This window comes from Methylobacterium bullatum (assembly GCF_014845095.1).
GTDB lineage: Bacteria > Pseudomonadota > Alphaproteobacteria > Rhizobiales > Beijerinckiaceae > Methylobacterium > Methylobacterium bullatum.
This window is the reverse complement of record NZ_NKUG01000077.1, coordinates 33,335-58,776: the sequence shown is the minus strand read 5'-3', so window position 1 is coordinate 58,776 and position 25,442 is coordinate 33,335. Positions and strand designations below refer to the sequence as shown.

23 protein-coding genes are annotated in these 25,442 nt (G+C 68.2%); 9 read left to right on the top strand and 14 right to left on the bottom strand.

The features are described 5' to 3' along the window. Positions 1–386 precede the first annotated feature (386 nt). Positions 387–1,532, bottom strand: a complete 1,146-nt coding sequence (gene zapE, locus MBTS_RS12155; RefSeq protein ID WP_056143747.1) for a cell division protein ZapE — start codon at positions 1,530–1,532, stop codon at positions 387–389. A 248-nt stretch (positions 1,533–1,780) separates the two neighbouring features. Here zapE and MBTS_RS12150 point away from each other — a divergent pair, with 248 nt between their 5' ends. From MBTS_RS12150 to MBTS_RS12140, 3 genes are all read left to right on the top strand, one after another. Next, positions 1,781–2,455 carry a GNAT family N-acetyltransferase gene (locus MBTS_RS12150; RefSeq protein ID WP_373321338.1) on the top strand — a complete coding sequence of 225 codons (675 nt, stop codon included), beginning with the start codon at positions 1,781–1,783 and terminating at the stop codon, positions 2,453–2,455. Positions 2,456–2,577: 122 nt separating this feature from the next. Next, positions 2,578–2,871, top strand: coding sequence for a hypothetical protein (locus MBTS_RS12145; protein WP_026176318.1), 294 nt, complete (start codon positions 2,578–2,580; stop codon positions 2,869–2,871). Between the two features lie 70 nt (positions 2,872–2,941). Then, positions 2,942–3,211: a hypothetical protein gene (locus MBTS_RS12140; RefSeq protein WP_147832730.1), complete on the top strand. Its 270-nt coding sequence runs from the start codon at positions 2,942–2,944 to the stop codon at positions 3,209–3,211. A gap of 15 nt (positions 3,212–3,226) precedes the next feature. On the opposite strand, the gene MBTS_RS12135 is transcribed toward MBTS_RS12140, so the two are convergent. The 3 genes from MBTS_RS12135 to MBTS_RS12125 all read right to left on the bottom strand — a co-directional run bounded on the left by MBTS_RS12135 (position 3,227) and on the right by MBTS_RS12125 (position 6,154). Further along, complete coding sequence (locus MBTS_RS12135; protein WP_056143741.1) at positions 3,227–3,913, bottom strand: spermine/spermidine synthase domain-containing protein; 687 nt, start codon at positions 3,911–3,913, stop codon at positions 3,227–3,229. Between the two features lie 112 nt (positions 3,914–4,025). Then, on the bottom strand, positions 4,026–5,699 hold the full coding sequence (locus MBTS_RS12130; protein WP_018045996.1) for a formate--tetrahydrofolate ligase: 1,674 nt from the start codon (positions 5,697–5,699) through the stop codon (positions 4,026–4,028). 233 nt (positions 5,700–5,932) lie between these two features. Further along, complete coding sequence (locus MBTS_RS12125; protein WP_018045997.1) at positions 5,933–6,154, bottom strand: heavy-metal-associated domain-containing protein; 222 nt, start codon at positions 6,152–6,154, stop codon at positions 5,933–5,935. A 283-nt stretch (positions 6,155–6,437) separates the two neighbouring features. On the opposite strand from MBTS_RS12125, the gene MBTS_RS12120 reads away from it, so the two are divergent. Then, positions 6,438–7,940, top strand: a complete 1,503-nt coding sequence (locus tag MBTS_RS12120) for an EAL domain-containing protein (RefSeq protein ID WP_192215758.1) — start codon at positions 6,438–6,440, stop codon at positions 7,938–7,940. 117 nt (positions 7,941–8,057) lie between these two features. Beyond that, the gene (locus MBTS_RS12115) at positions 8,058–8,972 is read left to right on the top strand and encodes a TIGR01459 family HAD-type hydrolase (protein WP_147830545.1); all 915 of its coding nucleotides are present in this window, start codon (positions 8,058–8,060) and stop codon (positions 8,970–8,972) included. 58 nt (positions 8,973–9,030) lie between these two features. Here the strand turns inward: MBTS_RS12115 and MBTS_RS12110 are convergent, their stop codons facing one another. After that, complete coding sequence (locus tag MBTS_RS12110) at positions 9,031–9,570, bottom strand: protein phosphatase CheZ (protein WP_018046000.1); 540 nt, start codon at positions 9,568–9,570, stop codon at positions 9,031–9,033. A gap of 55 nt (positions 9,571–9,625) precedes the next feature. After that, a complete protein-coding gene (locus tag MBTS_RS12105) occupies positions 9,626–10,009 on the bottom strand; it encodes a response regulator (protein WP_018046001.1) in 384 nt (127 codons plus the stop codon). 277 nt (positions 10,010–10,286) lie between these two features. On the opposite strand from MBTS_RS12105, the gene MBTS_RS12100 reads away from it, so the two are divergent. Continuing rightward, positions 10,287–11,300, top strand: coding sequence for a bifunctional riboflavin kinase/FAD synthetase (locus MBTS_RS12100; protein WP_147830543.1), 1,014 nt, complete (start codon positions 10,287–10,289; stop codon positions 11,298–11,300). A 39-nt stretch (positions 11,301–11,339) separates the two neighbouring features. On the opposite strand, the gene MBTS_RS12095 is transcribed toward MBTS_RS12100, so the two are convergent. The 3 genes from MBTS_RS12095 to MBTS_RS12085 form a co-directional block, all read right to left on the bottom strand. Continuing rightward, positions 11,340–12,110: an anti-sigma factor family protein gene (locus MBTS_RS12095; RefSeq protein ID WP_043765038.1), complete on the bottom strand. Its 771-nt coding sequence runs from the start codon at positions 12,108–12,110 to the stop codon at positions 11,340–11,342. Positions 12,111–12,202: 92 nt separating this feature from the next. Continuing rightward, positions 12,203–12,844 carry a sigma-70 family RNA polymerase sigma factor gene (locus tag MBTS_RS12090; protein ID WP_056160596.1) on the bottom strand — a complete coding sequence of 214 codons (642 nt, stop codon included), beginning with the start codon at positions 12,842–12,844 and terminating at the stop codon, positions 12,203–12,205. A 48-nt stretch (positions 12,845–12,892) separates the two neighbouring features. Then, on the bottom strand, positions 12,893–14,002 hold the full coding sequence (locus MBTS_RS12085; RefSeq protein ID WP_238254225.1) for a patatin-like phospholipase family protein: 1,110 nt from the start codon (positions 14,000–14,002) through the stop codon (positions 12,893–12,895). A gap of 430 nt (positions 14,003–14,432) precedes the next feature. Here MBTS_RS12085 and ispG point away from each other — a divergent pair, with 430 nt between their 5' ends. Both ispG and MBTS_RS12075 read left to right on the top strand, forming a co-directional pair. Further along, positions 14,433–15,746 (top strand): flavodoxin-dependent (E)-4-hydroxy-3-methylbut-2-enyl-diphosphate synthase, encoded by a 1,314-nt coding sequence (ispG, locus tag MBTS_RS12080; RefSeq protein ID WP_187273356.1) that lies wholly within the window; start codon positions 14,433–14,435, stop codon positions 15,744–15,746. Positions 15,747–16,074: 328 nt separating this feature from the next. Further along, complete coding sequence (locus MBTS_RS12075; RefSeq protein WP_056143720.1) at positions 16,075–18,027, top strand: potassium transporter Kup; 1,953 nt, start codon at positions 16,075–16,077, stop codon at positions 18,025–18,027. 10 nt (positions 18,028–18,037) lie between these two features. On the opposite strand, the gene MBTS_RS12070 is transcribed toward MBTS_RS12075, so the two are convergent. The 5 genes from MBTS_RS12070 to MBTS_RS12050 all read right to left on the bottom strand — a co-directional run bounded on the left by MBTS_RS12070 (position 18,038) and on the right by MBTS_RS12050 (position 24,255). Continuing rightward, positions 18,038–18,916, bottom strand: coding sequence for a cell wall hydrolase (locus tag MBTS_RS12070; RefSeq protein ID WP_147830542.1), 879 nt, complete (start codon positions 18,914–18,916; stop codon positions 18,038–18,040). Positions 18,917–19,076: 160 nt separating this feature from the next. Beyond that, on the bottom strand, positions 19,077–19,916 hold the full coding sequence (locus tag MBTS_RS12065) for an aldo/keto reductase (RefSeq protein ID WP_147830540.1): 840 nt from the start codon (positions 19,914–19,916) through the stop codon (positions 19,077–19,079). Between the two features lie 58 nt (positions 19,917–19,974). Then, positions 19,975–22,872, bottom strand: coding sequence for a preprotein translocase subunit SecA (gene secA / locus MBTS_RS12060; protein ID WP_056143710.1), 2,898 nt, complete (start codon positions 22,870–22,872; stop codon positions 19,975–19,977). 158 nt (positions 22,873–23,030) lie between these two features. Further along, on the bottom strand, positions 23,031–23,792 hold the full coding sequence (locus tag MBTS_RS12055; protein ID WP_147830538.1) for an aspartate dehydrogenase: 762 nt from the start codon (positions 23,790–23,792) through the stop codon (positions 23,031–23,033). Between the two features lie 118 nt (positions 23,793–23,910). Beyond that, complete coding sequence (locus MBTS_RS12050) at positions 23,911–24,255, bottom strand: hypothetical protein (RefSeq protein ID WP_147830536.1); 345 nt, start codon at positions 24,253–24,255, stop codon at positions 23,911–23,913. Between the two features lie 232 nt (positions 24,256–24,487). Between MBTS_RS12050 and MBTS_RS12045 the strand changes: the two genes are divergently transcribed. After that, entirely contained in the window at positions 24,488–25,396 is a 909-nt protein-coding gene (locus MBTS_RS12045; protein ID WP_056249164.1) for a peptidylprolyl isomerase, read from the top strand. Positions 25,397–25,442 lie beyond the last annotated feature (46 nt).

Here is a 25,442-nt window from a genome sequence, read left to right as displayed (position 1 = left end):
ACGGCCGGCAGCCACGGGCGCCGCTTTCGCGAAGCTCGGCCGCGGATTCGATGTGCTGTTGCGCACGGCGCGCATCGGGACCGTGCGACGCTTTCGACGGTCGCTCGTTGTCTATGCCGCCCCTGCCGACATCGCTCCGGCTGAGGGCCAAACCTTTCGAATCACGCCGATATCGCTGCGGTCACATTGCCCGATCGGTCGGTCCGCTCAGATGCTCATGCCAAGGTGGATCATCCCGGCGGACCACCTCATCCTGAGGTGCCCGCGTCAGCGGGCCTCGAAGGAGGCCTCCAGTCGTCGCGCGATCCTAAGGAGCCCTCCCTCAAAGCCGCTACACGGCCCCTCAGGAGGAGGCAAAGCCTTTCAGAACCACCGCAAACGGGCGATCAGGTCTCCACGAGACCGGAGCTGGACCCGCTCGCCTCGGAATCCCCCCGCCCATGGGGCAAGGCGAGGTATTCCGACGAGCGCATCTCGATGAGGCGCGAGACCGTGCGATCGAATTCGAACGCCTCGCGGCCCTCGGTCGCCGTGTAGAGACCGGTCGGCTCGGCCGCCGCCGAGGCGATGAGCTTCACGTGGGCGTCGTAGAACGTATCGACGAGGGTGATGAAGCGCTTGGCCTCGTTGCGGTTCGCCTCGCCCATCACCGGGATTCCCGAGACGATCACCGTCTGGAACGACTGGGCGATGGCCATGTAGTCGGAGGCGCCGAGCGGCTGGGCGCAGAGATCGGCGAAGCCGAACCGGGCGACGCCGGCGGCCTCCTCCGGCACGGCCACCTCGCGGCCCTTCACCCGGATCGTGGCCGGCTTGCCCCTCGCCTTGCCGGTGAGGCCCTTGAAGGCCTGAGTGAGGGCGGCCTCGGCCGCCTCGTCGGCGGGCACGTGATAGACCGAGGCACCGCCGAGCTTCTCCAGGCGGAAATCCGTGCGGGAATCGAGGCGCAGGATCTCGACCCGGTTCTTCAGCTCCGCGACGAAGGGCAGGAACAGCGCGCGGTTCAGTCCGCCCTCGTAGAGCCGGTCCGGCTCGACGTTGGAGGTCGCCACCACGGTGACGCCGCGCTTGAACAGCGCCCCGAACAGCCGGCCGAGGATCATCGCATCGGCGATGTCGGTGACCGTGAACTCGTCGAAGCAGAGCAGCGTCGCCTCGTCGGCCAGGGCGTCCGCCACCACCGGGATCGGGTCGTCACCCTTGGCCGTGCCCGCCTTGAGTGCCTGCCGGTGGGCATGGATGCGCTCATGGGCATCCGACAGGAAGCCGTGGAAATGGACGCGGCGTTTCTTGCCCGGCGCCGCCTCGTGGAACAGGTCCATCAGCATGGTCTTGCCGCGCCCGACGGAGCCCCAGATGTAGAGACCCTTGGGCGGGCCTTCTCCGTCACCGCTGCGCCCGAACAGCCAGCCGAGCGCGCTGCCCTTCTTCGCCCGTCTGCGCCGGTCGAGATCCTGGACCAGCCTGTCGAGGGCCTGCACCAGATGGATCTGGGCCGGGTCGCGCTCGATGGCGCCGGACGAGACCAGCATGTCGTAGCGTGCCGCGACCGGACCGGGAGGAGAATCGCCGCCCTGCGAACCGGCGGACGGGGCGGAACCTGAGGGGGGACTCACGACGATGGCGACCTCGGATACGAGACGGCGCGATGGCCGCGCGCACGTAGATGGAACCGGTCCGGCGACAGGCCCGAAGACCGGTCTGCCGCGCGTCGCCGGGGGGATCAAGCGTGGCGCGCCGGCGGGATGACGTTTTGTTGCGTTGCACAAAACCGAGGCCGATGCCATCTGGTGGCCTCCTCGAGGGAGGTTACGCCCGGAGCCCGCGCAGCCTGCGCGTTGTCATTCTGGAGTACGGCACCACGATGCCCGACACGATTCCGACCGGACCGAATGTCCGGCGCCTCTGGCCCAGCGACCGTGCCATGGTCGAGGCCTATTTCCTGCGGCTCGACCCCGATACCAGAGCCAACCGCTTCATGGCCGCCCTGAGCGATGCGGCGGCCGTCGCGTATGCGGCCCGCGCCCTCACGGTCGAGGGGCTGGTCTTCGGCGGCTTCGTCGAGGGGACGCTGCGAGCGCTCGGCGAATTGCGCCCGCTCACCGGCCCCGTGCCGGGGCTGAGCCTCGGCCGCGACGCGGAGGCGGCCTTCGCCGTGGAGCGCGGTTTCCGCCGCAACGGCCTCGGCCACGCCCTCTTCCGGCGGATCGTCTCGGCGGCGCGCAACCGCGGCGTCCGCGACCTGCATGTCCGTTGTCTCAGCCGGAACGGACCCATGCGCGGACTCGCCACGAAGCTCGGCGCCGTCGTGACCCTGGCCGATGGCGATGCGGAGGGGGCTCTCGTCCTGGCCCGTCCGACGCCGATCTCCCTCTGGCGGGAGGGGCTCGACGAGGCGCTGGACTTCACCCTGGCGGTGGCCGCCGCGGCCGAGCCGCTGAAACGGGCGGCGTGAGAGAGGGCGTCACCCGGCGGATTGGCGGCGGTGCCGCCCGGCGCTATCCTCCGCTCCCACCGGGCGGCGCATCCGCCCGGCACCCCGCTCGAAACGATCGCTCCGCCATGAGATCCTGTGCCATGAGATCCGCGCTCGCCGCCTGTATCGTCCTGGCTCCGCTCACTGTTTCGGCACAGGAGCGGCCCGCGACCCCCGCCATGCTCTGCGCCGACGCCGCCGCCCTGGTGAACCGCGTCGGCGCCATCGTGATGACCACGGGGCCGATCACCTACGACAGGATCGTCCGCGACGGCGGCTTCTGCCCCCTGCCGGAAGCGCCCAAGCCCGCCTACGAACTCACCCGTGACGTGGCCAAATGCTTCGTCGGATATGTCTGCCGCGACAAGTTCAACGAGGGCAGCACGCGCGACTGAGCACCGCCACGCGTCGGCGCCATGGCCAAGCTGTCACCGTGTGGCCCAGTCTCCACCCAATGGCCGCCGCATGGCGCAGTTAGACCCGGTCCCGTTCGTCATGATCGAGGGGGCTTGCCGCATGACCATTGCCGAGAATCCGGTCCAGGATCGGCGACCGCCGGACGGTGCAGCCACGGTCCGTCTGGAGCTTTGCGTGGCGCATACGCTGCGCGTCATCGCGGCGGCCCGCACCGAGCGCGACGACGCGCCGGTGAAGGCGGCCCGACGCCAACTCGCTGAAATCTATGGCGTAACCCGCCTCAACCGACGCCTGGAGCGCGGTCGACACTCGGCCTGACACGCTCCTCTGGCTTCAGCGCCGGGCGCGGCCGGACTTCGAAGCGAGCCAGATCGTGTGGCGGGCGCCGCTCGTGACATTGGCCCGCACCGGCACCTCCTCCACGGAAAACCCGCCCCGGCGCAGGCGCTGGGTGAAGTGCCTGTCGGGATGGGCGGACCACACCGCCAGCACCCCACCCACCCGCAAAGCCGCCATGGCGGCAGCCAGACCCATCTCGTTGTAGAGCCTGTCGTTTTCGGGCCGGGTGAGGCCGTCGGGGCCGTTGTCGACGTCGAGCAGGATGGCGTCGTACGCCGAACTGTCCGCGCGGATCGCGGCGACCACGTCGCCGATCCGCAACGTCACCCGCTGGTCCGACAGCGCATCGGCCGACAGATCCCGGAGCGGCCCGCGCACCCAATCCACCACGTTCGGCACCAGTTCCGCCACGACGAGTTCGGCGTCGGGCCGCAGGGCATCGAGTGCCGCCCGCAGGGTGAAGCCCATGCCGAGACCGCCGATGAGGAAACGCGCCCCCGCGCGGCCTCCGACCCGCTCCGCCGCGAGGGTCGCCAGCGCCTTCTCCGAGCCGCTGAGGCGGCTGTTCATCAGCTCGTTATGTCCGAGCTGGATCGAGAATTCGGTGCCGCGCTGAAGCAGCCGCAACTGGCCCGCATCCCCGGGGATCGGTGCGGTGTCGAGGACGAGCCAGGGAATCATGAGCGGGGCCGGCGGGACTGCATGCCGACCCGGCTATCACAACCGGGGCGAGGGATCACGCGAGGCCGGGCAGGCACCCCTCCCCGACAGGGGAGGGGCCGCTGGCGTCCGGCTAGAACAGGCCTTCGATCTGCCCGTCGGCATCGAGATGGATGCCCTCCGAGGCGGGGACCTTGGGCAGGCCGGGCATGGTCATGATCTCACCGCAGATCACCACGACGAAGCCGGCGCCGGCCGAGAGCCGCACGTCGCGCACCGAGATGGTGTGGCCCGAGGGCGCGCCCATCAGGTTCGGGTCGGTGGAGAACGAGTACTGTGTCTTGGCCATGCAGACCGGCAGGTTGCCGTAGCCGTCCTTCTCGAACTGGGCGAGCTTGGTGGCGGCCTTGGATTCCACCTGGATGTCGCCCGCGCCGTAGAGCTTGGTGGCGATGGTCTTGACCTTGTCGGTGAGCTTGGTCTCGGTCTCGTAGGCGAAGGTCAGCGGCTTCTGCTCGCCCTCGGCCAGCTTGACCACGGCCTGCGCCAGCTCCTCGGCGCCGGCTCCGCCTTCCGCCCAATGCTTGCAGGTGATGGCCTCGACCTGGAGCTTGTCGCGGCACAGCTCCTTCAGCTTGGCGTGCTCGGCATCGGTGTCGGCATAGAAGTGGTTGACGCCGATGACCACGGGCAGGCCGAAGCCGCGCACGTTCTCCACGTGGCGGGCGAGGTTGGCGAAGCCCTTCTCCAGGGCGTCGAGGTTCTCGGAGCCGAGTTCCTTCTTGGAGACGCCGCCATGCATCTTGAGGGCGCGCACCGTGGCGACGATGACCACCGCCGAGGGCTTCAGCCCCGCCTGCCGGCACTTGATGTCGATGAACTTCTCGGCGCCGAGATCCGCGCCGAAGCCGGCTTCGGTGACCACGTAGTCGCCGAGCTTGAGGCCGGCGCGGGTGGCGATCACCGAGTTGCAGCCATGGGCGATATTGGCGAAGGGGCCGCCATGGATCAGGGCGGGGTTGCCCTCCAGGGTCTGGACGAGGTTCGGCTGCAGCGCGTCCTTGAGGAGCACGGTCATCGCACCCGTGGCCTTCACGTCGGCGAGCGTCACCGGCTTGCGGTCGCGGGTCTCGGCGATGACGATGCGGCCGAGGCGGGCCTCGAGGTCGTCGAGGTCACGGGCGAGGCAGAACACCGCCATGACTTCCGAGGCCACGGTGATGTCGAACCCGTCCTCGCGCGGGAAGCCGTTGGCGACGCCACCCAGCGACTGGGTGATCGACCGCAGGGCGCGGTCGTTCATGTCGACGACCCGGCGCCAATGGATGCGGCGCACGTCGATGTTGAGCTCGTTGGCCCAGTAGACGTGGTTGTCGATGAGGGCGGCGGCGAGGCTGTGCGCCGAAGTGATGGCGTGGAAATCGCCGGTGAAGTGCAGGTTGATCTGCTCCATCGGCACGACCTGGGCCTTGCCGCCGCCGGCGGCACCCCCCTTCATCCCGAAGCACGGGCCGAGCGAGGGCTCGCGCAGACACATCACCGTCTTCTTGCCGATGCGGTTCAGCGCGTCGCCGAGACCCACCGTCGTGGTGGTCTTGCCCTCGCCGGCCGGGGTCGGGCTGATGGCGGTGACGAGGACGAGCTTGCCCTCGGGCTTCGATTCCAGCGACTTGATGAAGGCGTGGTCGATCTTGGCGATGTGCCGGCCGTAATGATGCAGCGCCTCGTCCGGAATGCCGATCGTCTCGGCCACCTGCGTGATCGGCTTCAGGGTTGCCGCGCGGGCGATCTCGATGTCTGAGGGCATAAGTCTCTCCCGGTCTGTCGTCGCGATGGCGTGTCGCGCGGGCGTTTATTGTGGAACGTCGTGTGTTCGGGGCGTCGGGCATCGGCGCCGCGGGCACCATGCTTCACCGTTGTCATCACTGTGAGCGATGGAGCAAGCAAAAGCGCGTCGGAATTTTTCAACGCGTCTGCAAAATTTCATTTGAAAGCACGGAATCGCGCATGGATCGCCCGCAACGGTGGATGGGGCCGGCGTCAGCCCGACATCGCCGTTGCCGTGTAGCCGGCCTGGTCCAGGGCCTCGGCGATCGTCAGGGACTGGGCATCGGTGGTGATCGCCACCCGCCCATGATCGCGGTCGACGGCGATATGCGCCTCCGGATCGATCCGGAGGATCGCCTTGCGCACGGCCTCGGCGCACCCGTCGCAGGTCATGCCGTCCACCTGCATCAGCAGGTCCACCCGTCTCGCGTCCATCCACCCGCTCCCGTCGCTGGGTCATGTCCCGCACCCATGTAGAGCCAAATCTCCTCCCGCCGCGAGGGGCAATGGCCCCGGCGGCCTCCGCGCCGATGCCAGACTGGCTGAAGCCAAGCTTGGAAGCTCATGCAACACATGGCAAAAAACCGGTTCACTCAGCCTGCGCCCATCTTGTGGGACCTCGTCGTCTCGGCGACAACCGGAGCCTGTCCCGACTTGCGGAATCCGTGGCCGGGACCCTGCATCTCCGCTCGATCGTCGTGAGGGTAAGAGTATTCCGATGGCCCGGATCGTCGGCCGACGCACGGTCCCGTGGCTCCTGAGTCTCATCGGGTTCGTGGTCCTGGCGCCGCTCGCAGTGATCTCCCCTATCGGCGGCGCCTTCGGATTGGCGGCCATGGGCGGCTTCGTCGCCATCCTGGCCGCGCGCCGGGCGCGTCAGCTCGACCAGCGCTGCGAGAAGCTCTCGGGGGAATTCGACATTCTCTCGCAACGCCTCGTGCGCCTGGAGACCGTGGCCCGCCTCATCGCCGACCAGCAGATGCGGATCGAGCGCGCCCGCGCCGACGAGGCCGAACCGGCACCGGCACAGGGCAAGCAGGCTGGGAATACCGCGGTGGAGGCCGCCGTCGAGGAAGTCACGGCGGAAATCGGCCTGCTCAGCGGCATCGTCCGCGAACTCGCCGCCGTGGTCGCCACGCAGGATGGTGAGATCGCCCGCCTCAAGGCGCCGCCGCCGGCGGCTCCCGCCCCGACCCCGGTCGTCCGGCCGGCCTCCCGTCAGGCCGTCCTCGATGCCCCCGTCGTCCCGCCGCCTTCCCCGGCATTCCGCAACGAGATGGGCGGGACCCCCTGGGTGCCCCGAGCCTGGCCGCCGCTCGAGCGGTCCGAGCCCGTCACGGACCGGGCGCGGCCGGACCGGAGCCACGATGCGGTCATGGTCGCGGCCTTCGACGGCGACGGGCTCGAGGTCCATCTCCAGCCCATCGTCTCCCTGCCCCAGCGCAAGGTCGTGTCCTACGAGGCACTGGCGCGCCTGCGCCTCGGCGCCGACATCCTCAAGCCGGAACTGTTCCTGCCGGTCCTCGAACGCCATGGGCGGACGACCGAGCTCGATCGACGCATGCTTCCCCTGGTCGCCACCGTGGCACGCCATCTCAGCGGGCGCGGCAGTCAGGCCGCGGTGACCTACGCCCTGTCGCCGCATTCCCTGTTCGAGCCCGGCTTCCTGCGCACGCTGCCTCGGCTGCTCGTCGGCGAGCCCGGCCTGTCGGGACGCCTCGTGATCGCGCTGCCCCAGTCGAGCTGGCGCAGCCTAGACGCCGAGCAGGCGGGCGCGCTGGCGGAACTGCGCGGTCGTGTCGGCTTCGCCCTGGACCGTCCCGTGGACCTGCGCCTCGATCCGCTGGCCCTGGCCGACCGGGGCGTCAGCCAGGTCAAGGTCCCCGCCGATCTCCTGCTGCGTCCCGATTCCCGCCAGGCCATGCCCGATATCGCCCTCGACGATCTCGTCGCCTCCCTGTCCCGGGCCGGCATCCGGCTCGTCGCGGAGTCGGTGGAACGCGAGAGCGACGTGCCGGATCTCATCGATCTCGACGTGCCGCTGGCGCAAGGCACCGTCTTCGCTCCGGCGCGGGCCGTGCGGGCCGAAGTTCTCGCCGCCGCTCCGCCACAGGCCGCGCCATCCCCGGCGCCGCCTCCGTCCCGAGAACCCGGCGGCGACGATCCGGAACCGCCGCCGCAGCGTCGGCCGTTCCGCGATTTCCTGCGCCGCGCCGGCTGAGGCAGACTCGCCCGGACCCCGGCGCGTCGATAGCGCTGCGTTGATTTCAGGGCGTGGGCGGCCTAACCGGTCAGCCATTCTCGATGCCCCCGATACCTTGCCAGTCAGGCCAGATTCATGAGCGAAACGATCGCGCGCGCCGCATCCTCGGCTGCGGTTCCGATTCTGGGCGGGCTTTCCGCCGTCGCCGAGCGCTACGACCTCATCCTGTGCGACGTCTGGGGTGTCCTGCATGACGGGACGCGGGCCCATGCGGGGGCGGGCGAGGCGCTGATCCGATTCCGCACCCTGCCCGAGGACGGTCGCCGGCGGCGCGTCATCCTCGTCTCTAACGCGCCCCGCCCCTGGGCCGGCGTCCGGACCATCCTCGACGGCTACGGCGTGCCGCGGGAGGCCTACGATGCCATCCTCACCTCCGGCGACTTGACGCGGCGGCTGATCGCCGAGCATCCGGGCGAGCGCATCCACCATCTCGGGCCGGAACGCGATGCCACGATCTTCGATGGCCTCGACATCCACCTCGTGGCGGCCGGGGAGGCGGATCGCGTGGTCTGCACCGGCCTGTTCGACGACACGACCGAGACGGCGGAGGATTACCGTGAGACGCTGGCCGGGTTCCGGGCGCGGGACGTGCCGATGATCTGCGCCAATCCCGATCTGGTGGTCGAGCGCGAGAAGAAGCTCATCCCCTGCGCCGGTCTGATCGCGCAGGCCTATGCGGAGATCGGCGGCGCGGTGACCTATGCCGGCAAGCCGTACCGCCCCGTCTACGAGGCGGCGCTCGCCATGGCGGCGGAGCTCGACGGTGGCTCCGCGCCGGACGTCGCCCGCGTCCTCGCCGTCGGCGACGCCCTGCGCACTGACATCGCAGGGGCGGCGGCCTACGGCATCCCGAACCTTCTGGTGGCGCGAGGCATCCACGCAGAGGAACTCGGCGTTCTCGCCGAGCACGACACGCTCGGCGAGGTGTCCGAATGGCTTGCTCGGCAGGATGTTCGCCCGGATGCCGTCATCGAGCGGCTGATCTGGTAGCGTTCCCGGATCTCATCGGCCCCGGATCTCATCGGCCCCAAGCGGCGAGACCCGCCGATCAGGAGAACAGGGCGTCGATCTCGTCCTGGGCGGTGGCGGGCCCTTTGATCTGTGGTCCGTTGAGGAGGAGGAGCTCGGCTCGCACCCGGCGCTCCACCTCGGCCGGGTCGACGCCACCCTCATCCTTCGCCTTCACCGCGGCGGCAAAACGCGTGAGGCGGCTTTCGAGCTGGCGCAGGGATTCGCTCACCTTGGCGATCCGCTGGCCCGTGATGTCCTGGAACGTGCACGCCTCGAAGATGTCGTTCATCCGTGCCTCGACGGCGGCGCGGTAGTTCTTGTCGTTGGGCAGGCTGAGGATTTCCTCGGCCGCATTCATGATGGAGTTCGTCGCCCCCGCCGTCGCCTCGACGACGCTGCCGAGCTCCTCATGCGCCATCGGCAGACGGTCACGGGTGAGCTCGTTTGCCCGCAGGGCCGCGATCTCCCTGCGGACATGCGCGATGTAGTCGGCGATCTCGACCAGCTCCCGGATCAGCGACGGTCGCGTCGATGCCGGGTCAGGGCTGGCCTTCCGTGACTTTTCCGCCATGGCCATCGCTTGTTGCTCCACGATGCTGTGAGTCGCCGAAGAAAGAGATCGGGTCTGCGGCTCAAGCGCCGCAAACAGCCTCGATCTTGCTTTTCAGCGTCGCCGCATTGAAGGGCTTGACGATGTAGTTGTTCACGCCGGCCTTCTTGGCCGCGATCACGTTCTCGGTCTTCGATTCGGCGGTGACCATGATGAACGGCGTGGTGCGCAGGGCCTCGTCGGCACGCACGTGGCGCAGCAACTCGTAACCGGTCATGGGCTCCATGTTCCAATCGGAAATCACGAGGCCGTATTTGCGGTTCTTCAGCCGGGCGAGGGCGGCGGTTCCGTCAGAGGCATCGTCGACCTCTTCGAAGCCGAGCTGCTTGAGCAGGTTGCGGATGATGCGGACCATCGTCTGATAATCGTCCACGACGAGGATCGGCATGCCGAGATCGAGGGCCATGGGTCGGGGTGCTCCGTCGGTGCAGGGCCGGTGCGGCATGCCGCGAACCGGAGAAAGTGGCAAAAAATTGGGGGAAGCGCCGCCTCGCGCCGCCTCTCGTTCGTGAAAGTACCTCGCCCAGCATTGCGAAGCGGTTAACTGCGCAAGGGATCGCGCATCCTCCGTCGATCGGGCGGCCGCTTCCCTTGACCCCCCTCCGGCTTTTCGACAGGTTCCCGCGCGGAATCCCCCACGGTCGCCGCTTCGGCCGCAGCTTCTTCGAGACCATTTGAACCCGATGGCGCCAGCCGACGATCCTTCCGTGCGCCCCGGAGCCGCCTCCCCGTCGGGGCGGCCCTTCACGATCTGCCGCGAGGACGAAGCGGTGCCGGCGGCCCTTGCCGGCGCCATCGCGGCGATCGGCAATTTCGATGGCGTTCACCGGGGCCACGGCGCTCTCGTGGAAGCCGTCCGCGAGGAGGCCGACCGGCGCGGCGTGCCGGCGGTGATGCTGACCTTCGAACCGCATCCGCGCGCCTATTTCGCCCCCGACCTGCCGATGTTCCGGTTGACGGGATCGGCTGCCAAGGAAATCGTCTTCGCCCGCCTCGGCCTCGACGGCCTGATCGTGCGCCGTTTCGACGCTCTCATGGCGGGGACCACTGCCGCCGAGTTCGTCCACGGCCTGCTCGTGCGCGATCTCGGCCTCACCGGCGTCGTGATCGGCCACGACTTCCATTTCGGGCGGGGACGCGAGGGAACGCCGGAGGTGCTGGCCCGGCTCTGCGCCGAAGCCTCCCTGGCATGCCGGATCATCCCCCCGGTCTCGATCGGGGAGGGCGAGGCTCCCGTCTCGTCGAGCGCGATCCGGGAAGCACTGCGACAGGGCGACGTCGTTCGCGCGAACCGGCTTCTCGGCTACCGCTGGTTTGTCTGCGGAGAAGTCCGGCACGGCGACAAGCGCGGTCGGACGCTGGGCTATCCCACGGCGAATGTGGCTTTGCCCGATTGTGCCCTCTCTCACGGCATCTATGCCGTCCGCATCGGGTTGCCCGATGGAACGGTGCGGGACGGCGTGGCGAGCTATGGCCGTCGTCCGACCTTCGACGACGGCGCGCCCTTGCTCGAGGTCAACCTGTTCGGTTTCTCGGGCGATCTCTACGGCCGGACCATCGCCGTGGAGTTCCTCGGCTACATCCGCGGCGAGGAACGTTTCTCCGGCGCCGAGGCGTTGATCGCCAGGATGGATGTGGATGCGGCCGAGGCGCGCACGCTCATCGCGAACGACCGAGTTCCGTCGATGATCGGCTGAGATCCGACGCGCGACGGCCGGGCCGCGCCATCCGGCGGATCAGCGCTTGGCGGGATCGATCGAGGCGAGGCGCCGCGCCGCCTCTTGCAGCGCATCCTGGTGGCCGTTGCCGCTGAGCGCATAGACCGAGCGACCCGCCGTCCAGTAGACGGTCTCGCCGTCGCCCGGGCTCGTCACCTCTCCGGTGAAGGCCGCCTCGTTGGTGCCCCGTGCCGCGAACAGGGAGATCTCGCCGAGATCGGGGGCGTCGATCATGACCTCGACCCCGGCCCCGTGACGCGCGGGCACGATCTGGACGTCGCGCACGGACCAATCCCCCGGCAGGTCCGGCAGGACGATGCCGGTGGCACCGGAGATGCCGGCCTTGTCGTAGCTCGGCGAGGCGGGCGAGCCGAGGCGGGCGCGGATCTGGGCTACCTCTCTCGCCTGGCGCGCATCGGCGACCAGGGCCGGATCCACCGGGGCGGCGAAGGTGTCGGGCACGCCGAACACGCCGGTGTCCGAATGCGCGATCCAGCCGGCACCCACGAGAAGCACGATCACCGCCGCCCGCTTGAGCCGCTCGCCCACGCGCCGCCAGGCCATGGACCGGTCGAGGCGGCGGGCCGCCGCGCGGTTGCGCTCCGGTCCCGGTCCCGGCAGTTGCGCGAAGGCCTGGCGCAGGGCGTCCCTGTCATGCATCTCGGCCATCACCCGCGCCGCCGCCTCCGGCGTGCGGGCGAGATGAGCTTCCACCTCGAGCCGGCGCATGACGTCGAGTTGGCCGTCGACGAAGGCGGCGAGGTCACTGTCGGTGATCGGGTCGATCATGACGGTCGTATCCAGTTCAACGATCGGAAACGGCGATGCTTCCATACAGTCCTGGTACTCGGAGGAGCCGAGTACCCTCGAATTCTGTGCGGTTACGAGCCGCCAATGGCTTTCGACGCGAGCCGGACGTCCTGCCGGGAATCCTGGCCGTTCCAGTCGCTGACGAGGCGCAGATGCGGTCGTTCGGGTCTGGCCGTCCCCGAACCCGGCGAGGATTCGGAGCGGCCGCGGCCGGTCTGGCCTTCCTCGAAGGCGCGCAGGGCGGCGCGACCGCGACCGAGGCGGGACATCAGCGTGCCGATGGGAATTCCGAGCACGGCCGCGGCATCCGCATAGGCCATGCCTTCGAGGGTCACGAGGTGGAGCGCGGCGCGCTGCTCCTCCGGCAGGGTCAGGAAGGCCTGACGGATCTGGGCGAGACGCACCTGTCCCTCCTGCGCGGGCGGCACGCTCTCGTCGCCCATCTGGACGAGGGCTTCGGCATGGCGGGCTTCCACCCGCTTGCGGCGCTGGTCGTCGATGAAGACGTTGTGCAGCACCGTCATCATCCAGGTCCGCAGGTTGGTGTTCGGCCTCACGGAGAGACCGGATTCCAGCGCGCGGACGAGGGTATCGTGGACGAGGTCGTCGGCCTTCAGTGCGTCGCGCGTCAGCGAACGCGCATAGCGTCGCAGCGGGACCAGCAGGTCGACGATGGAGGAAGCGGAGGCGGTCTGGGTGGGTTCGGCCGTCATGCTCAGTTAACGCGCGAGCCCGGCCGACTAATCCGGCCGGCCGGAACCCTATTGATAGGTCGCCTTGAGATTGAGCGTGCAGGTTCGTCCGATGCCCTCGTAATGCTCGGCGAGCCAAGCCTGCGCCGCCGCGCGGCCCTTGTCGCGCAGCCCTTCGAACACGCGCATCCGGGCATCCATCCGCGAGGAGGCCTTGTAATCGTCGAGGGCCCCAGTCCCATCGATGCGATGGACCAGCATGCGATGGTAGTCGTTGCGGCCGAGCACGCCGTCCTCGATCAGCCCGTCGACGAAATCGATGGCGCGCAGTTCCCGCATCAGGTTGGCGTTGAAGGTGATCTCGTTGAGCCGGTCCTGGATCTCCTCGCGCGAGCGAGGGGTCTCGCGGCGTTCCACCGGATTGATCTGAACCAGCACCACGTCGCGGGTCCGGGCACCGTGGAAGAGCGGGTAGATCGGCGGGTTGCCGAGATAGCCACCGTCCCAATAGGGCACGCCGTCGATCTCCACCGCCTGGAACACCGTCGGCAGGCAGGCCGAGGCCATCAGATGGTCGATGCTGAGGGAATCCCGCTCGAAGACGGCGAGCTTGCCGGTCCAGACATTGGTGGCCGAAACATAGATCCCGGCGGTCTCCGCCGTCCGGAGACGTTCGAAATCCACGTGCTTGGCCAGGGCCTTGCGCAGCGGGTTCACGTTGAGCGGGTTGGAGACGTAGGGGCTGGTCCTGAGCGCCCGCGTCCAGAAGTCCAGAACCGGGTTCTCGTTCCAGAAGTCGAAGAGCCGGTCGAACACGCCGCGCTGGGCCGGCCACAGGTCACCGTCGAGGCTCGCCTCGCGCCAGAACCGGTCGAGGGCGGCGCGGGCGCCCTCCGGCCCTCCGGCGATCCAGCCATCGACCATCACGACCGCGTTCATCGCCCCGGCACTGGCACCGGTGACGGCCTCGAAGGCGAGGCGGCCATCCTCGATCAGGGCATCGAGCACGCCCCAGGTGAAGGCGCCGTGGGCGCCGCCGCCCTGCAGGGCCAGCGCGACGGTCTTCTCGGCATTCGGACCGGCCAGGCTGACGGGCGGGCGCGAGGCGGGGCGCGGCGGCGCCACTTCCCTATCGGTAGAGGGCGAATCGACCGGGGCAGGCTGTTGGGAATCGAGCATCGTCAGCTCCACGTGGCAGAATTGCACAGACGCATCGATAAAGTGCGCATGGGCATACTGCATTGCAGCATCAAAGGTCGCAGGGCAGCAAAACGGTGGCTGCATGGATCGGTTCCGCTTGGGCCGTTCCTGTGGCGGACATGTCGCACTGCGCCAATTCCCTCGACATCGCCCATGGGATAAGACATGTCAGCCGACGCTGAGCCAACGTGTTGCGCGTGGTCCGTCCTGCCCCCTGGTTTCACCATGCGGTAAGCGGGCTTGACGCATGCGGCGCGCCATCTCAGCTAACCGGCAGGGGTCTAGATAACCGGACCCTTCACCCGATCTTCGCAAAGGATCGGCAGGATTCGATACCAGACGACCATGGCCGGGCGCTCGCTTCAGGGCAGGGCAGGCCAGGCCATAAGCAAGGTCAGCGATGGACGCCATGATGGAAGCCACTTCCGCCGATCCGTTCGGCCCCGGCATTTCGATTACCGGCCCGGAGATCGCCGGTCCGACGCCGCGTCACCGCACGGTGGGGGTCACGGTGGGTGAGGGCGAGGGGGCCGTCACCGTCGGCGGAGGCGCCCCGGTCGTCGTCCAGTCGATGACCAACACCGACACGGCCGACATCGATGCCACCGTGGCGCAGGTCGCCGCCCTGTCGCGGGCCGGCTCCGAACTCGTGCGCATCACCGTCGACCGCGACGAGGCGGCCGCCGCGGTCCCGAAGATCCGCGACCGTCTGGCCCGCATCGGCGTCCATGTGCCCCTGGTGGGCGACTTCCATTATATCGGCCACAAGCTTCTCTCCGATCACCCGGCCTGCGCCGAGGCCCTGGCCAAGTACCGGATCAATCCGGGCAATGTCGGCTTCAAGGAGAAGAAGGACACGCAGTTCTCGACCATCGTCGAGCAGGCGATCCGCTACGGCAAGACCATCCGCATCGGCGCCAATTGGGGCTCGCTGGACGAGGCCCTGCTCACCCACCTGATGGACGAGAACGCCCGGTCCGCGCGTCCCATCGATGCCCGCGCCGTGATGCGCGAGGCCATGGTGCGCTCGGCCCTGTCCTCGGCCCAGCGCGCCGAGGAACTCGGCCTTCCCAAGAACCGGATCATCCTCTCGGCCAAGGTCTCGGCGGTGCAGGATCTGATCGCGGTCTACCGCGAGGTCGCCAGGCGCTCGGACTACGCGATCCACCTCGGCCTCACCGAGGCCGGCATGGGCTCGAAGGGTCTGGTCGCGGCCTCGGCAGCCATCGGCGTGCTGCTCCAGGAAGGCATCGGCGACACGATCCGCTATTCGCTGACCCCGATGCCCGGCGGCGACCGCACCGTGGAGGTCAAGGCCTCGCAGGAACTCCTGCAGACCATGGGCTTCCGTACCTTCGTGCCGATGGTGGCCGCCTGTCCCGGCTGCGGCCGCACCACCTCGACCACGTTCCAGGAACTCGCCCGCGACATCCAGAACTGGATCGTCACCTCGATGCCGGAATGGAAGAAGACCTATCCGGGAGTCGAGGGCCTGAACGTTGCGGTGATGGGCTGCATCGTCAACGGACCCGGCGAATCGAAGCATGCCGATATCGGCATCTCGCTGCCCGGCACCGGCGAGACCCCCACCGCACCGGTCTTCATCGACGGCAAGAAGGCAATGACCCTGCGCGGCGCCACGCTGGCCAAGGATTTCGAGACGGTGGTGATCGACTATATCGAGCGCCGTTTCGGCCAGGGCGCCCGCACCGCCGCCGAGTGAGCCCGTCCGTCGTGACGCCCGTCGCCCCGCGCTGCTCCGGCACGCGGGGCGACTTCGCTCGCCTTCCCGGGGAAGCCTTCCCGGACATCACGGGATCGTCGTTCTCGGCGTCACACCCGCATGATACGACTTTGGCATGCTTCGCGCTGGGAGCCGTCGTGCACCGGTACCTCAGGGGCCGGCCGCCGGTTCGGCCGCGACGTGTCCGTGTGAGGCGGGACAGAGGAGCGCTCACGGCTCGCCCGTCTCCGTCGCTACGTCACGCTCCAAAAAATCCGAGCCTCCCCATTCGATTCCTTTCCCCGTCGCAGAAGCCTGATCGCAGCGCATGACGCAAACCTCCATCCCGAGCGTCCCCGGCGCTCAGCCAGGCCCCGCGGCCCATCCCGAGACGGGGTCGGGCGAGCATGGGTCGGGCAATCACGGGCATGGGAAGACGAACTTCTGGACGCTGGTCGTCGGCTCCGTCGGCGTCGTCTACGGAGACATCGGCACCAGCCCGCTCTACGCCTTCCGTGAGGCGCTCGGCCCGGCGCGGGCGGACGGCATCCTGCTGACCGAGGAAGTCCTCGGCACGACGTCGCTGATCCTCTGGGCACTCCTGCTGATCGTCACGATCAAATACGTCGTCATCCTGCTGCGCATGGACAACAACGGCGAGGGCGGAATCCTCTCGCTGATGGCCCTGGCCCGCAAGGCGCTGGGCGGGTCGCGCATCGTGTTCATGCTCGGGCTGCTCGGCGCCTCTCTGTTCTACGGCGACGCCGTCATCACGCCGGCCATCTCCGTACTCTCGGCCGTGGAGGGCCTGAAGCTCGTAACCCCGGCCTTCGAGCATTACGTGCTGCCGATCACGGTGGCGATCATCTTCGCCCTGTTCATGGTCCAGAGCCGGGGCACCAGCAAGGTGGCGGCCTTCTTCGGCCCGATCATGGTGGTCTGGTTCCTGGCGCTGGGGCTCGCGGCCCTGCCGCACATCGTCTCGCGGCCGGAGGTCTTCCAGGCGTTCAATCCCTGGTACGCGGTGCACTACCTCCTCGGCCACGGCACCGGGGCCCTGGTGGCGCTGGGCGCGGTCTTCCTCGCGGTGACCGGCGCCGAGGCGCTGTTCGCCGATCTCGGGCATTTCGGACGCCGGCCGATCCAGGTGGCGTGGCTCGGCCTCGTGGCCCCGTGCCTGACCCTGAACTATCTCGGCCAGACGGCGCTGGTCCTCAACGTGCCCGACACGACGGATCCGTTCTACCAGCTCGTCCCCGAATGGGGCCTTCTGCCCATGGTGATCCTGGCGACCATCGCCACCGTCACCGCGAGCCAGGCCGTCATCACCGGGGCGTTCTCCCTGTCGCGCCAGGCTATCCAGCTCGGCCTGCTTCCGCGCCTCGAGATCCGCCACACCTCGGAATCGCATTCCGGCCAGATCTTCCTGCCGCAGGTGAACATCCTGTTGCTGATCGGGGTCGTGGTCCTGGCGATCCTGTTCCGGTCGTCCTCGGCCCTGGCCTCCGCCTACGGCATCGCCGTGACGGGAACGATGCTGCTGACCGCGAGCATGGGCTTCATCGTGCTCTGGAAGTCGTGGAAATGGTCGCCGATCGCCGCCGCCGCCGCGATCATGCCGTTCATCGTCATCGAGTTCCTGTTCCTGCTCTCGAATCTGCTCAAGGTGTTCGAGGGCGGCTACGTGCCCCTCGTGCTGGCCGGGATGCTCATCATCGTGATGTGGACCTGGGTGCGGGGCGTGAACATCCTGTTCAACAAGACCCGCAAGACAGACGTGCCGCTACTCGAACTCGTGGGCATGCTGGAGAAGAGCCCACCCCATCACGTGCGCGGCACGGCGGTGTTCCTCACCAGCGACCCGTCCATCGCCCCGGCGGCCCTGCTGCACAACCTCAAGCACAACAAGGTGCTGCACGAGAAGAACGTGATTCTCACGGTCGAGACCGTGGACACCCCCCGTGCAAGCGAGGCGGACCGTATCCGCATGGAGCCGATCGGCCCGCACTTCTCGAAGATCGTGATGAAGTTCGGCTACATGGAGCAGCCCAACATCCCGCGGACGCTGACGCTCCTGAAGAAGCAGGGCTTCAAGTTCGACATCATGGCGACGTCGTTCTTCCTGTCGCGCCGTTCGATCCGCCCCGCCGCGCATTCCGGTATGCCGCTCTGGCAAGACCGGATCTTCATCACGCTCGCCAAGAACGCCAACGACGCCACCGACTTCTTCCAGATCCCCACCGGCCGTGTCGTGGAAGTGGGGACTCAGGTCACCGTCTGAACTGGCCGGGTCACGGCCTCGGCAGGTTGATGACGGGCGGCGGCGGTGGCGCCTCGGGGGCAAGGGCCGCCAGCGTCGCCGGGCTCTTCGTAGCCCGGCCTTTGGCAGCCGGGCCGTTGCCATGAGCGACCTGGGTTTCCGCTGCCGGCTTCGGTGAGGTTTTGGAATGCGCGCCCTGGCTCACGGCGGCGTGGGAGGCGGCGACGGGCTGGCGGCCGGTCACTTCCGGTACGGCGGCTGCCACAGGTGTCGCCGGAACACCGGCGGGAGCAGGATTCGCGATGGCCTGGACCGGTGCGGCCGGAGCCGCCTCCGAGGCGGTCGGCGTCGGGGCCGCTGCATAGGCCAGGGCGGCCGGCGGCCGGGCCTGCTCCACGGCGCCGGGCTTGCGCTTCTCGTAGAAGGCGTTGCCGCCGGCCACCGCCACGTAATGCATGTTGTTGTAGTGGAACGTGCGGCCCGCCGTGTGGAAGTACATGGCGCGGCCGACCTTCGGGTGGCGCTGGCCGGCCAGGACCGCGTCGGCCGCGTCCGCGACCTTGGTCAGGTCCTTCTCCGCCATGGGCTTGGTGAGCACGCCGGTGGCGAACTGTCGGGGCTGGCCGACGACGGCGCAGATACCGCCGTTCGGGAAGGCGGCGGCTTCGAGGCGGTTCATCACCACCGTGCCGACGGCGAGCAGGCCTTCGGAATCGCTGCGGTTCGATTCGAAATACATGGCGCGGCCGAGACAGTCGCGCTCTTGGTCGCTCACCGCCATGGGTTTGGCCGCAAGGCCCGGGCCGCCGAGGGAGCCGGTCGTGGTGGGGGAATTGCAGGCACCGAGGCCCATCGTCGTCATCAGCAGGACCCCGTAGAGTCCCGTCGTCGCCGATCGGGGATACCCCATGCCGTCTCGCTCCCGTCCGTTTCCTGGACGGTCTAGCTCGGCGGGAAATGTGGTTTCTTTTCGGATACGGTCCGGGAGGTTCGCTCATCTTCCCGATGCTGTGGCTTGAGGGTCACGCCCGGCTTTTCTCTCTCCGGCCAGGGCGAACCCGATCCGTGCCTCAGAGCATCGGTAGGTGCGCGGGTTTGGTCCCGTGCGGAAAGGCATCGTCGAGGCGCTGCCATTGACCATCGGTCAGCGTCAGCTCGCCGGCGGCGGCGTTCTCCTCCACATGCGCGATTCGCGCGGCTTTCGGGATCGCGAGGACGGAGGGCGACCGCGTCAGCGCCGCGAGGGCGACCTGCCGCTGCGTCGCTCCCGTCTCGGCGGCAATCTCTCCGAGCACGCGTCCGCCGGCCGAGTCCGGCTCGGGGAAGTCGTCATGGCCGAAGGGGCTGTAGGCGACCAATGCGACGCCATGCGCCGCGCACCAGGGAAGGACGGCGTGTTCGATCGCCCTTTCCCCGAGATGATACAGCACCTGATTGCAGGCGATGCGGCCCTCGCCGGCTACGGCGAGAGCGTCTTCGAGATCGGGGACGTCGAAATTACTGACGCCCCAGGAGAGGAGCTTGCCCTGCCGGACCAGGCCCTCGAAGGCACCGATGGTTTCCTCGAGCGGAATCCCGCCCCGCCAGTGCAGGAGATAGCTGTCGAGCCGGTCCGTCTTCAGGCGCGCCAGCGAACGCTCGCAGGCGGTGATGACGGAGCGTGCCGAGGCATGGTTCGGCAGCACCTTCGAGACGAGGAATACCTCGTCGCGTCGCCCCGCGATCGCCTCCGCCACCACGAGTTCGGCCTCGCCATACATCTCGGCGGTGTCGATATGGCTCATCCCGCGATCGAGGCCCCGCTGCAGGGCGGCGACGGCGTCCGGGCGGTGTGCCTCGTCCAGATACCACGTGCCCTGGCCGATGACGGAGACGGGCCGCCCAGTCGGCCCGAAGGTCGTCTGCCGCATTCGGATCTCCCCTCGAATGGCCCACGGCCGGATGCAGGTCCGGCCGGATGGCTGCGTTTCAGGTCGTCAGGGTGCCGTGGCAGTGCTTGTACTTCTTGCCCGAGCCGCAGGGGCAAGGCTCGTTGCGCCCGACGCGGCCCCAGGTGGTAGCGTCGTTCGGGTCGCGCTCGATGACCGCCGCATCCGTGGACATCGCCTGCGCGGCGTAGCCGTAGGCCGGTCCGCCGCCCCCGGCGCTGCCCGTGCCGCGATCGGAGAAGTCCATCTCGTTCTCGCCGGTGACGGGATCGAGGTGCTGGGCGAACATGGACGGCAGTTCCGGGCTCGCGAACGGGTTCGCGCCTTGTGAATCCTGCTCCTGGTACGTGATCTCGATACGGGCGAGCTGCTGGGTCACCTGCTCGCGTAAGGCGCCGACGAGGCCGTTGAAGAGCTCGAACGCCTCCGACTTGTACTCGTTGAGCGGGTCGCGCTGGGCGAAGCCGCGCCAGCCGATCACCTGGCGCAGGTGGTCGAGGGTGACGAGATGCTCGCGCCAGAGATGGTCGAGGGTCTGCAGCAGGACCTGCTTCTCCACATACGTCATCACCTCCGGCGTGTTCTTCTCGGTGCGGGCGGCATAGGCCTCGTCGGAGGCGGTGCGCAGGCGGTCGCGCATCTCCTCGTCGGCGATGCCCTCTTCCCTGGCCCAATCTTCCACCGGCACGTCGAGGTTCAACACCTCGGTGACGCGCAGGCGCAGGCCTTCGATGTCCCATTGTTCGGCATAGGCGTTCTCGGGCACGTGGACGGCGACGAGATCGTCGACGACGCCGTGGCGCATCTCGTCCACGGTGTCGCGCACGCTGTCCTGGCCCATGAAGTCGCGGCGCTGCTCGAACACGACCTTCCGCTGGTCGTTCATGACGTTGTCGTACTTGAGCACGTTTTTGCGCATGTCGAAGTTGCGCGCCTCGACCTTCTGCTGCGCCTTCTCGATCGCCTTGTTGATCCAGGGATGGATGATCGCCTCGCCCTTCTCCAGGCCGAGGCGGGTGAGCATCCCATCCATGCGGTCGGAGCCGAAGATCCGCATCAGGTCGTCCTGAAGGGACAGGTAGAATTTCGAGCGGCCGGGATCGCCCTGTCGGCCGGAGCGGCCGCGCAGCTGGTTATCGATGCGCCGCGATTCGTGACGCTCGGTGCCGATGATGTAGAGGCCGCCGGGCAGGGCCTTCTTGCGCCCGGCCTCCGGGTCGGCCGGCTCGCCCGAGGCCAGCACCTTGGCGCGGTTCTCCTCGATCTCGGCCTTGATCGCCGCCGCCTTCGCATCCCGCTCGGCGCCTTCGGGCAGGCCGGCGAGCTCCTTCTCCAGGCGCATCTCGAGGTTGCCGCCGAGTTTGATGTCGGTGCCGCGCCCGGCCATGTTGGTGGCGATGGTGATGGCGCCCGGCACGCCAGCTTCGGCGACGATATAGGCCTCCTGCTCGTGGAAGCGGGCGTTCAGCACCGCGAAGGTCTTCGTCACGCGTCCCTCGCGGGCGGCGGCATAGACGTCGGTGAGCGCATTGAGGTCGGAATAGTCGAGCTGGCGGAAGCCGGCCTTGGTCAGCATCTCGGCCAGGTGCTGCGACTTCTCGATGGAGCCGGTGCCGACCAGGATCGGCTGATGGCGCGCATGCGCCTTCTCGATCTCGGCGATGATGCCGTCGTACTTCTCGCCCACCGTCCGGTAGACCTCGTCGTCCTCGTCGACGCGCTCGACCTCCTTGTTGGTCGGGATGTCGACGACTTCGAGCTTGTAGATCTCGGCGAATTCATCGGCCTCGGTGGAGGCGGTGCCGGTCATGCCGGCGAGCTTGGAGTAGAGCCGGAAGTAGTTCTGGAAGGTGATCGAGGCGAGCGTCTGGTTCTCGGGCTGGATCGTCACCCGCTCCTTGGCTTCGAGCGCCTGATGCAGGCCCTCCGAGTAGCGCCGGCCCTGCATCATGCGGCCGGTGAACTCGTCGATGATCACCACCTCGTCGTTCTTGACGATGTAGTCCTTGTCCAGGGTGAACAGGGTGTGGGCGCGAAGCGCCTGGTTCACGTGGTGGACGAGGCTGACATTGTGGGCGTCGTAGAGGTCGCCCTCCTTCAGCAGGTCGGCGCCGCGGAGCAGATCCTCGATGAACTCGTTGCCGCTCTCGGTGAGCGAGACCGAGCGCTGCTTCTCGTCGAGGTCGTAATGCTCCTTCTCGAGATGGGGCATCAGCGCGTCGACGGAGACGTAGAGCTCCGAGCGGTCGTCCACGGGACCGGAGATGATGAGCGGCGTGCGCGCCTCGTCGATCAGGATCGAATCGACCTCGTCGACGATCGCGAAATTGTGCCCGCGCTGCGACAGCTGCGAGAGCTCGTACTTCATGTTGTCGCGCAGGTAGTCGAAGCCGAACTCGTTGTTGGTGCCGTAGGTGATGTCGCAGGCATAGGCGTCCCGACGCTGCTCATCGTCGAGCCCGTGGACGATGGTGCCGACGGTGAGGCCGAGGAAGCGATAGACCCGGCCCATCCACTCCGCATCGCGGGAAGCGAGGTAGTCGTTCACCGTGACCACGTGCACGCCGAGGCCCGACAGGGCGTTCAGGTAGACCGGCAGCGTCGCCACCAGGGTCTTGCCTTCGCCGGTGCGCATCTCGGCGATGCCGCTCTCGTGAAGGACCATGCCGCCGATGAGCTGCACGTCGAAATGGCGCTGGCCGAGGGCGCGCTTGGCCCCCTCGCGCACCGTGGCGAAGGCGGGAACGAGGATATCGTCGAGGGTCTTCCCGGCAGCGAGCTCGGCCTTCAGCATGTCCGTCCGGGCTCGCAGGGCCTCGTCCGACAGGGCGGAGATCTCCGGCTCCAGGGCGTTGATCTCGGCGACGCGGGGGCGATAGCCCTTGACGCGGCGATCGTTGGACGAGCCGAATATCTTCTTAGCGAGGGCGCCGAGCATCGTGAACCTGCGGTCGATCGAAATATCAGAAGGCGTGAGTTGGCCGGGCTTATAGAGGTAAATATTGTAGGACGCATCCGAAAGGGCGGACTGCCTTCAACTCCGAAAGCCAAGGGGGCCGCGTCCGCCGTCGTCGCCTTTGAACGGCAGTCGAACTGCTAAAGCGCCAAAGCGGCTCTTTGGTTCTCGATGATGCGGACCAGAGCCAGGGCCGTGAGCTCCGAGGATTTCGGATTGGCCGGCAGGGCCTGATTCTCGATGCTCATGTCGAGGGTCCCGAAAGCGCCCGTCGCCTGGAGGCGATGTCCATTGCCGGTGGCGCGGGGATCCGCCACCAGGGCGATCCGCGTCCTGTCGAGGCCGATGCCGGCGAGCGCCGTGATGACCGCGACATTGGCGTTGGCCGGGAACAGCCGGGCTGCCTCCCGTGCCGTCCCTTCGAAGAAGGTCGTGGCCTCCGTCAGGCCATCGAGATCGATCCATTCTTCCGCCGGGGTACCGATCCAGGCCACGGGCGGCTTGACGATGCGATGCGTCACCGAGTCCAACGGCAGGATCGAGGCCGCCGCGAGGGCGTCGACCGCGGCGAGTGCGCCGGTGGGTACGAGGATCTGGCTTCCATGCGCCTCCGCGGCGGCGACGAGCCTGTCGAGAAGACCGGCCTCGCAGAAGGCGCTGGTCGACGAGACGGCGAAGCTCTCGGCGTACCGGAGCGCCACGAGGCCCCAGGGCTCGACCGCCGCCCGTCCGGCCGCTTCGATCACCATGTCGGGCTCGACCCCGGCCAGGACGACGTCCCTGCCCCGAGCGTCGAGAAGGTGTGTCACGCGGCGCGCGATGGCTCCCCAGCCCACCAGGGCGATACGAAGCGGCCGACGGCGATCCGGCCGCGCCGCGGAAAGATGAGAGAGGAGAGACAAGGACCGGTATCCCCACGACTGGCGAAGGCTGACGCGGCCCGACGCCCTGCTGCGCGATCTCAAGAAATCTTCGGTCGCGGGCTGTCAAGCTTCCTGCCGGCCGCTGGACATACAGGCGTCAGTTGATCTCGCAGAAACCGGCGCCGGTGCCGACGATGCGCTTGTCGGCGCACCATGACGCGGCCGTGCGGATCTCCTTCGCCGCCGGCGCGGGGACCGGGAGGACCGGGCGCAAGGTCACGGAGTGTCCCGCTGTGGCATCATTCTCTGGCGCACCCGCAATGGCGCGGACGGGCCGTGACGCGCCGATTCCGGCACCCAGGGCGGCCGATCGGGCGGGAGTGACGGAGGGAGCCGGGCGGGAGACGGAGATGGAGCGTCCGCCCTTGAAGCGGGCCTGCGCCGTCGTGATCGAGGCGGACAGAATGAGGCAAGCGGCGGTGATGATGACGCTGGTCCGCATGCCGCTCTCCCACGAAACCCGGAAAGGATGGCGCATGCGGGCTTAAGACCGCTTTATCGTGATCGGACGGATTCGCCCGAAACCCCATATGCGCTTGTCTTCCGCCCTTGCCCGCGCCACTTCTCGCCCACAGATGCCTACGGCGTCCCGCCGCTCGCTGTTGCCACGTCTCCAACCTGGCCGGACAGAGCTTCGTGGACGCGGCATCCACCTGTTCGAGGAATACCCATTGATGACGTCGCCTCTCCTTCTCCGGCGCTCGGGCGCCCTGGCGCTGGCCGTTGCGCTGCCCTTCGCCTCCGTGGCCTTGCCGCTGCGGGCCCTGGCGCAGACGCCTGCCCCGGCTGCGGCTCCCGCCCCGGCCGCCGCGGCGCTGCCGCCCGAGACGGTTGTGGCCAAAGTGAACGGCTCGCCGGTCACCGCGGGCGACCTCGCCATCGCCGCCGAGGACCCGGCGCTCTCGCTGCCCGGCGTCGACGAGGCCCAGAAGAAGAACCTGCTCATCGACTACATGGTCGACCTCAAGGTCGGCGCGCAGGCGGCAGAGGCGGCCAAGGTCGGCGACTCGCCCGAGTTCCAGCGCAAGCTCGCTTACTTCAAGAGCAAGCTCCTCCTCGACGAGTATCTGGAGCGCGAGGCGAAGAAGGCGGTGACGCCGGAGGCCGCCAAAGCCCTCTACGACCAGACCCTCACCACGATGAAGCCGGAGGAGGAGGCCCATGCCCGCCACATCCTCGTGGACAACGAGGAGGAGGCCAAGAAGATTTCGGCCCGGATCAAGGGCGGCGAGGACTTCTCCAAGATCGCTGCGGAGGTCTCGAAGGATCCCGGCTCGAAGACCGAGGGCGGCGATCTCGGCTGGTTCACCAAGGAGAGGATGGTCGCCCCCTTTGCGGAGGCCGCGTTCAAGCTCCCGGTCGGCCAGGTCTCCGACCCGATCAAGACGCAGTTCGGCTGGCACGTGATCAAGGTCGAGGAGCGGCGCACCAAGCCGGTGCCGACCTTCGCCGAGATGAAGGAGCAGGTGGACCAGTACCTCACCCGCAAGTCGCAACAGGATCTCATCCTGAAGCTGCGTGAGAGCGCCAAGATCGAGCGCACCGATGCGGCCACGCCCGCCGCGGCGCCCAAGGCTCCCTGACGTTCGGCTCACTGAATCAGGACGCTCTGCGAAAACGAAGAAGGCC

Bases quoted from the DNA above. Each gene is read 5' to 3' on its own strand.
- MBTS_RS12090 (WP_056160596.1), bottom strand. From the start codon at position 12,844: ATGACGGCCGAACCCACCCAGACCGCCTCCGCTTCCTCCATCGTCGAC.
- MBTS_RS12050 (WP_147830536.1), bottom strand. From the start codon at position 24,255: ATGCGGACCAGCGTCATCATCACCGCCGCTTGCCTCATTCTGTCCGCC.
- MBTS_RS12100 (WP_147830543.1), top strand. From the start codon at position 10,287: ATGGCGCCAGCCGACGATCCTTCCGTGCGCCCCGGAGCCGCCTCCCCG.
- MBTS_RS12140 (WP_147832730.1), top strand. From the start codon at position 2,942: ATGGCGCAGTTAGACCCGGTCCCGTTCGTCATGATCGAGGGGGCTTGC.
- MBTS_RS12075 (WP_056143720.1), top strand. From the start codon at position 16,075: ATGACGCAAACCTCCATCCCGAGCGTCCCCGGCGCTCAGCCAGGCCCC.
- secA (WP_056143710.1), bottom strand. From the start codon at position 22,872: ATGCTCGGCGCCCTCGCTAAGAAGATATTCGGCTCGTCCAACGATCGC.
- MBTS_RS12130 (WP_018045996.1), bottom strand. From the start codon at position 5,699: ATGCCCTCAGACATCGAGATCGCCCGCGCGGCAACCCTGAAGCCGATC.
- MBTS_RS12150 (WP_373321338.1), top strand. From the start codon at position 1,781: ATGCCATCTGGTGGCCTCCTCGAGGGAGGTTACGCCCGGAGCCCGCGC.
- MBTS_RS12135 (WP_056143741.1), bottom strand. From the start codon at position 3,913: ATGATTCCCTGGCTCGTCCTCGACACCGCACCGATCCCCGGGGATGCG.
- MBTS_RS12120 (WP_192215758.1), top strand. From the start codon at position 6,438: ATGGCCCGGATCGTCGGCCGACGCACGGTCCCGTGGCTCCTGAGTCTC.
- zapE (WP_056143747.1), bottom strand. From the start codon at position 1,532: ATGCTGGTCTCGTCCGGCGCCATCGAGCGCGACCCGGCCCAGATCCAT.
- MBTS_RS12085 (WP_238254225.1), bottom strand. From the start codon at position 14,002: ATGCTCGATTCCCAACAGCCTGCCCCGGTCGATTCGCCCTCTACCGAT.
- MBTS_RS12045 (WP_056249164.1), top strand. From the start codon at position 24,488: ATGACGTCGCCTCTCCTTCTCCGGCGCTCGGGCGCCCTGGCGCTGGCC.
- MBTS_RS12105 (WP_018046001.1), bottom strand. From the start codon at position 10,009: ATGGCCCTCGATCTCGGCATGCCGATCCTCGTCGTGGACGATTATCAG.
- MBTS_RS12125 (WP_018045997.1), bottom strand. From the start codon at position 6,154: ATGGACGCGAGACGGGTGGACCTGCTGATGCAGGTGGACGGCATGACC.
- MBTS_RS12115 (WP_147830545.1), top strand. From the start codon at position 8,058: ATGAGCGAAACGATCGCGCGCGCCGCATCCTCGGCTGCGGTTCCGATT.
- MBTS_RS12110 (WP_018046000.1), bottom strand. From the start codon at position 9,570: ATGGCCATGGCGGAAAAGTCACGGAAGGCCAGCCCTGACCCGGCATCG.
- MBTS_RS12145 (WP_026176318.1), top strand. From the start codon at position 2,578: ATGAGATCCGCGCTCGCCGCCTGTATCGTCCTGGCTCCGCTCACTGTT.
- ispG (WP_187273356.1), top strand. From the start codon at position 14,433: ATGATGGAAGCCACTTCCGCCGATCCGTTCGGCCCCGGCATTTCGATT.
- MBTS_RS12065 (WP_147830540.1), bottom strand. From the start codon at position 19,916: ATGCGGCAGACGACCTTCGGGCCGACTGGGCGGCCCGTCTCCGTCATC.
- MBTS_RS12095 (WP_043765038.1), bottom strand. From the start codon at position 12,110: ATGATCGACCCGATCACCGACAGTGACCTCGCCGCCTTCGTCGACGGC.
- MBTS_RS12070 (WP_147830542.1), bottom strand. From the start codon at position 18,916: ATGGGGTATCCCCGATCGGCGACGACGGGACTCTACGGGGTCCTGCTG.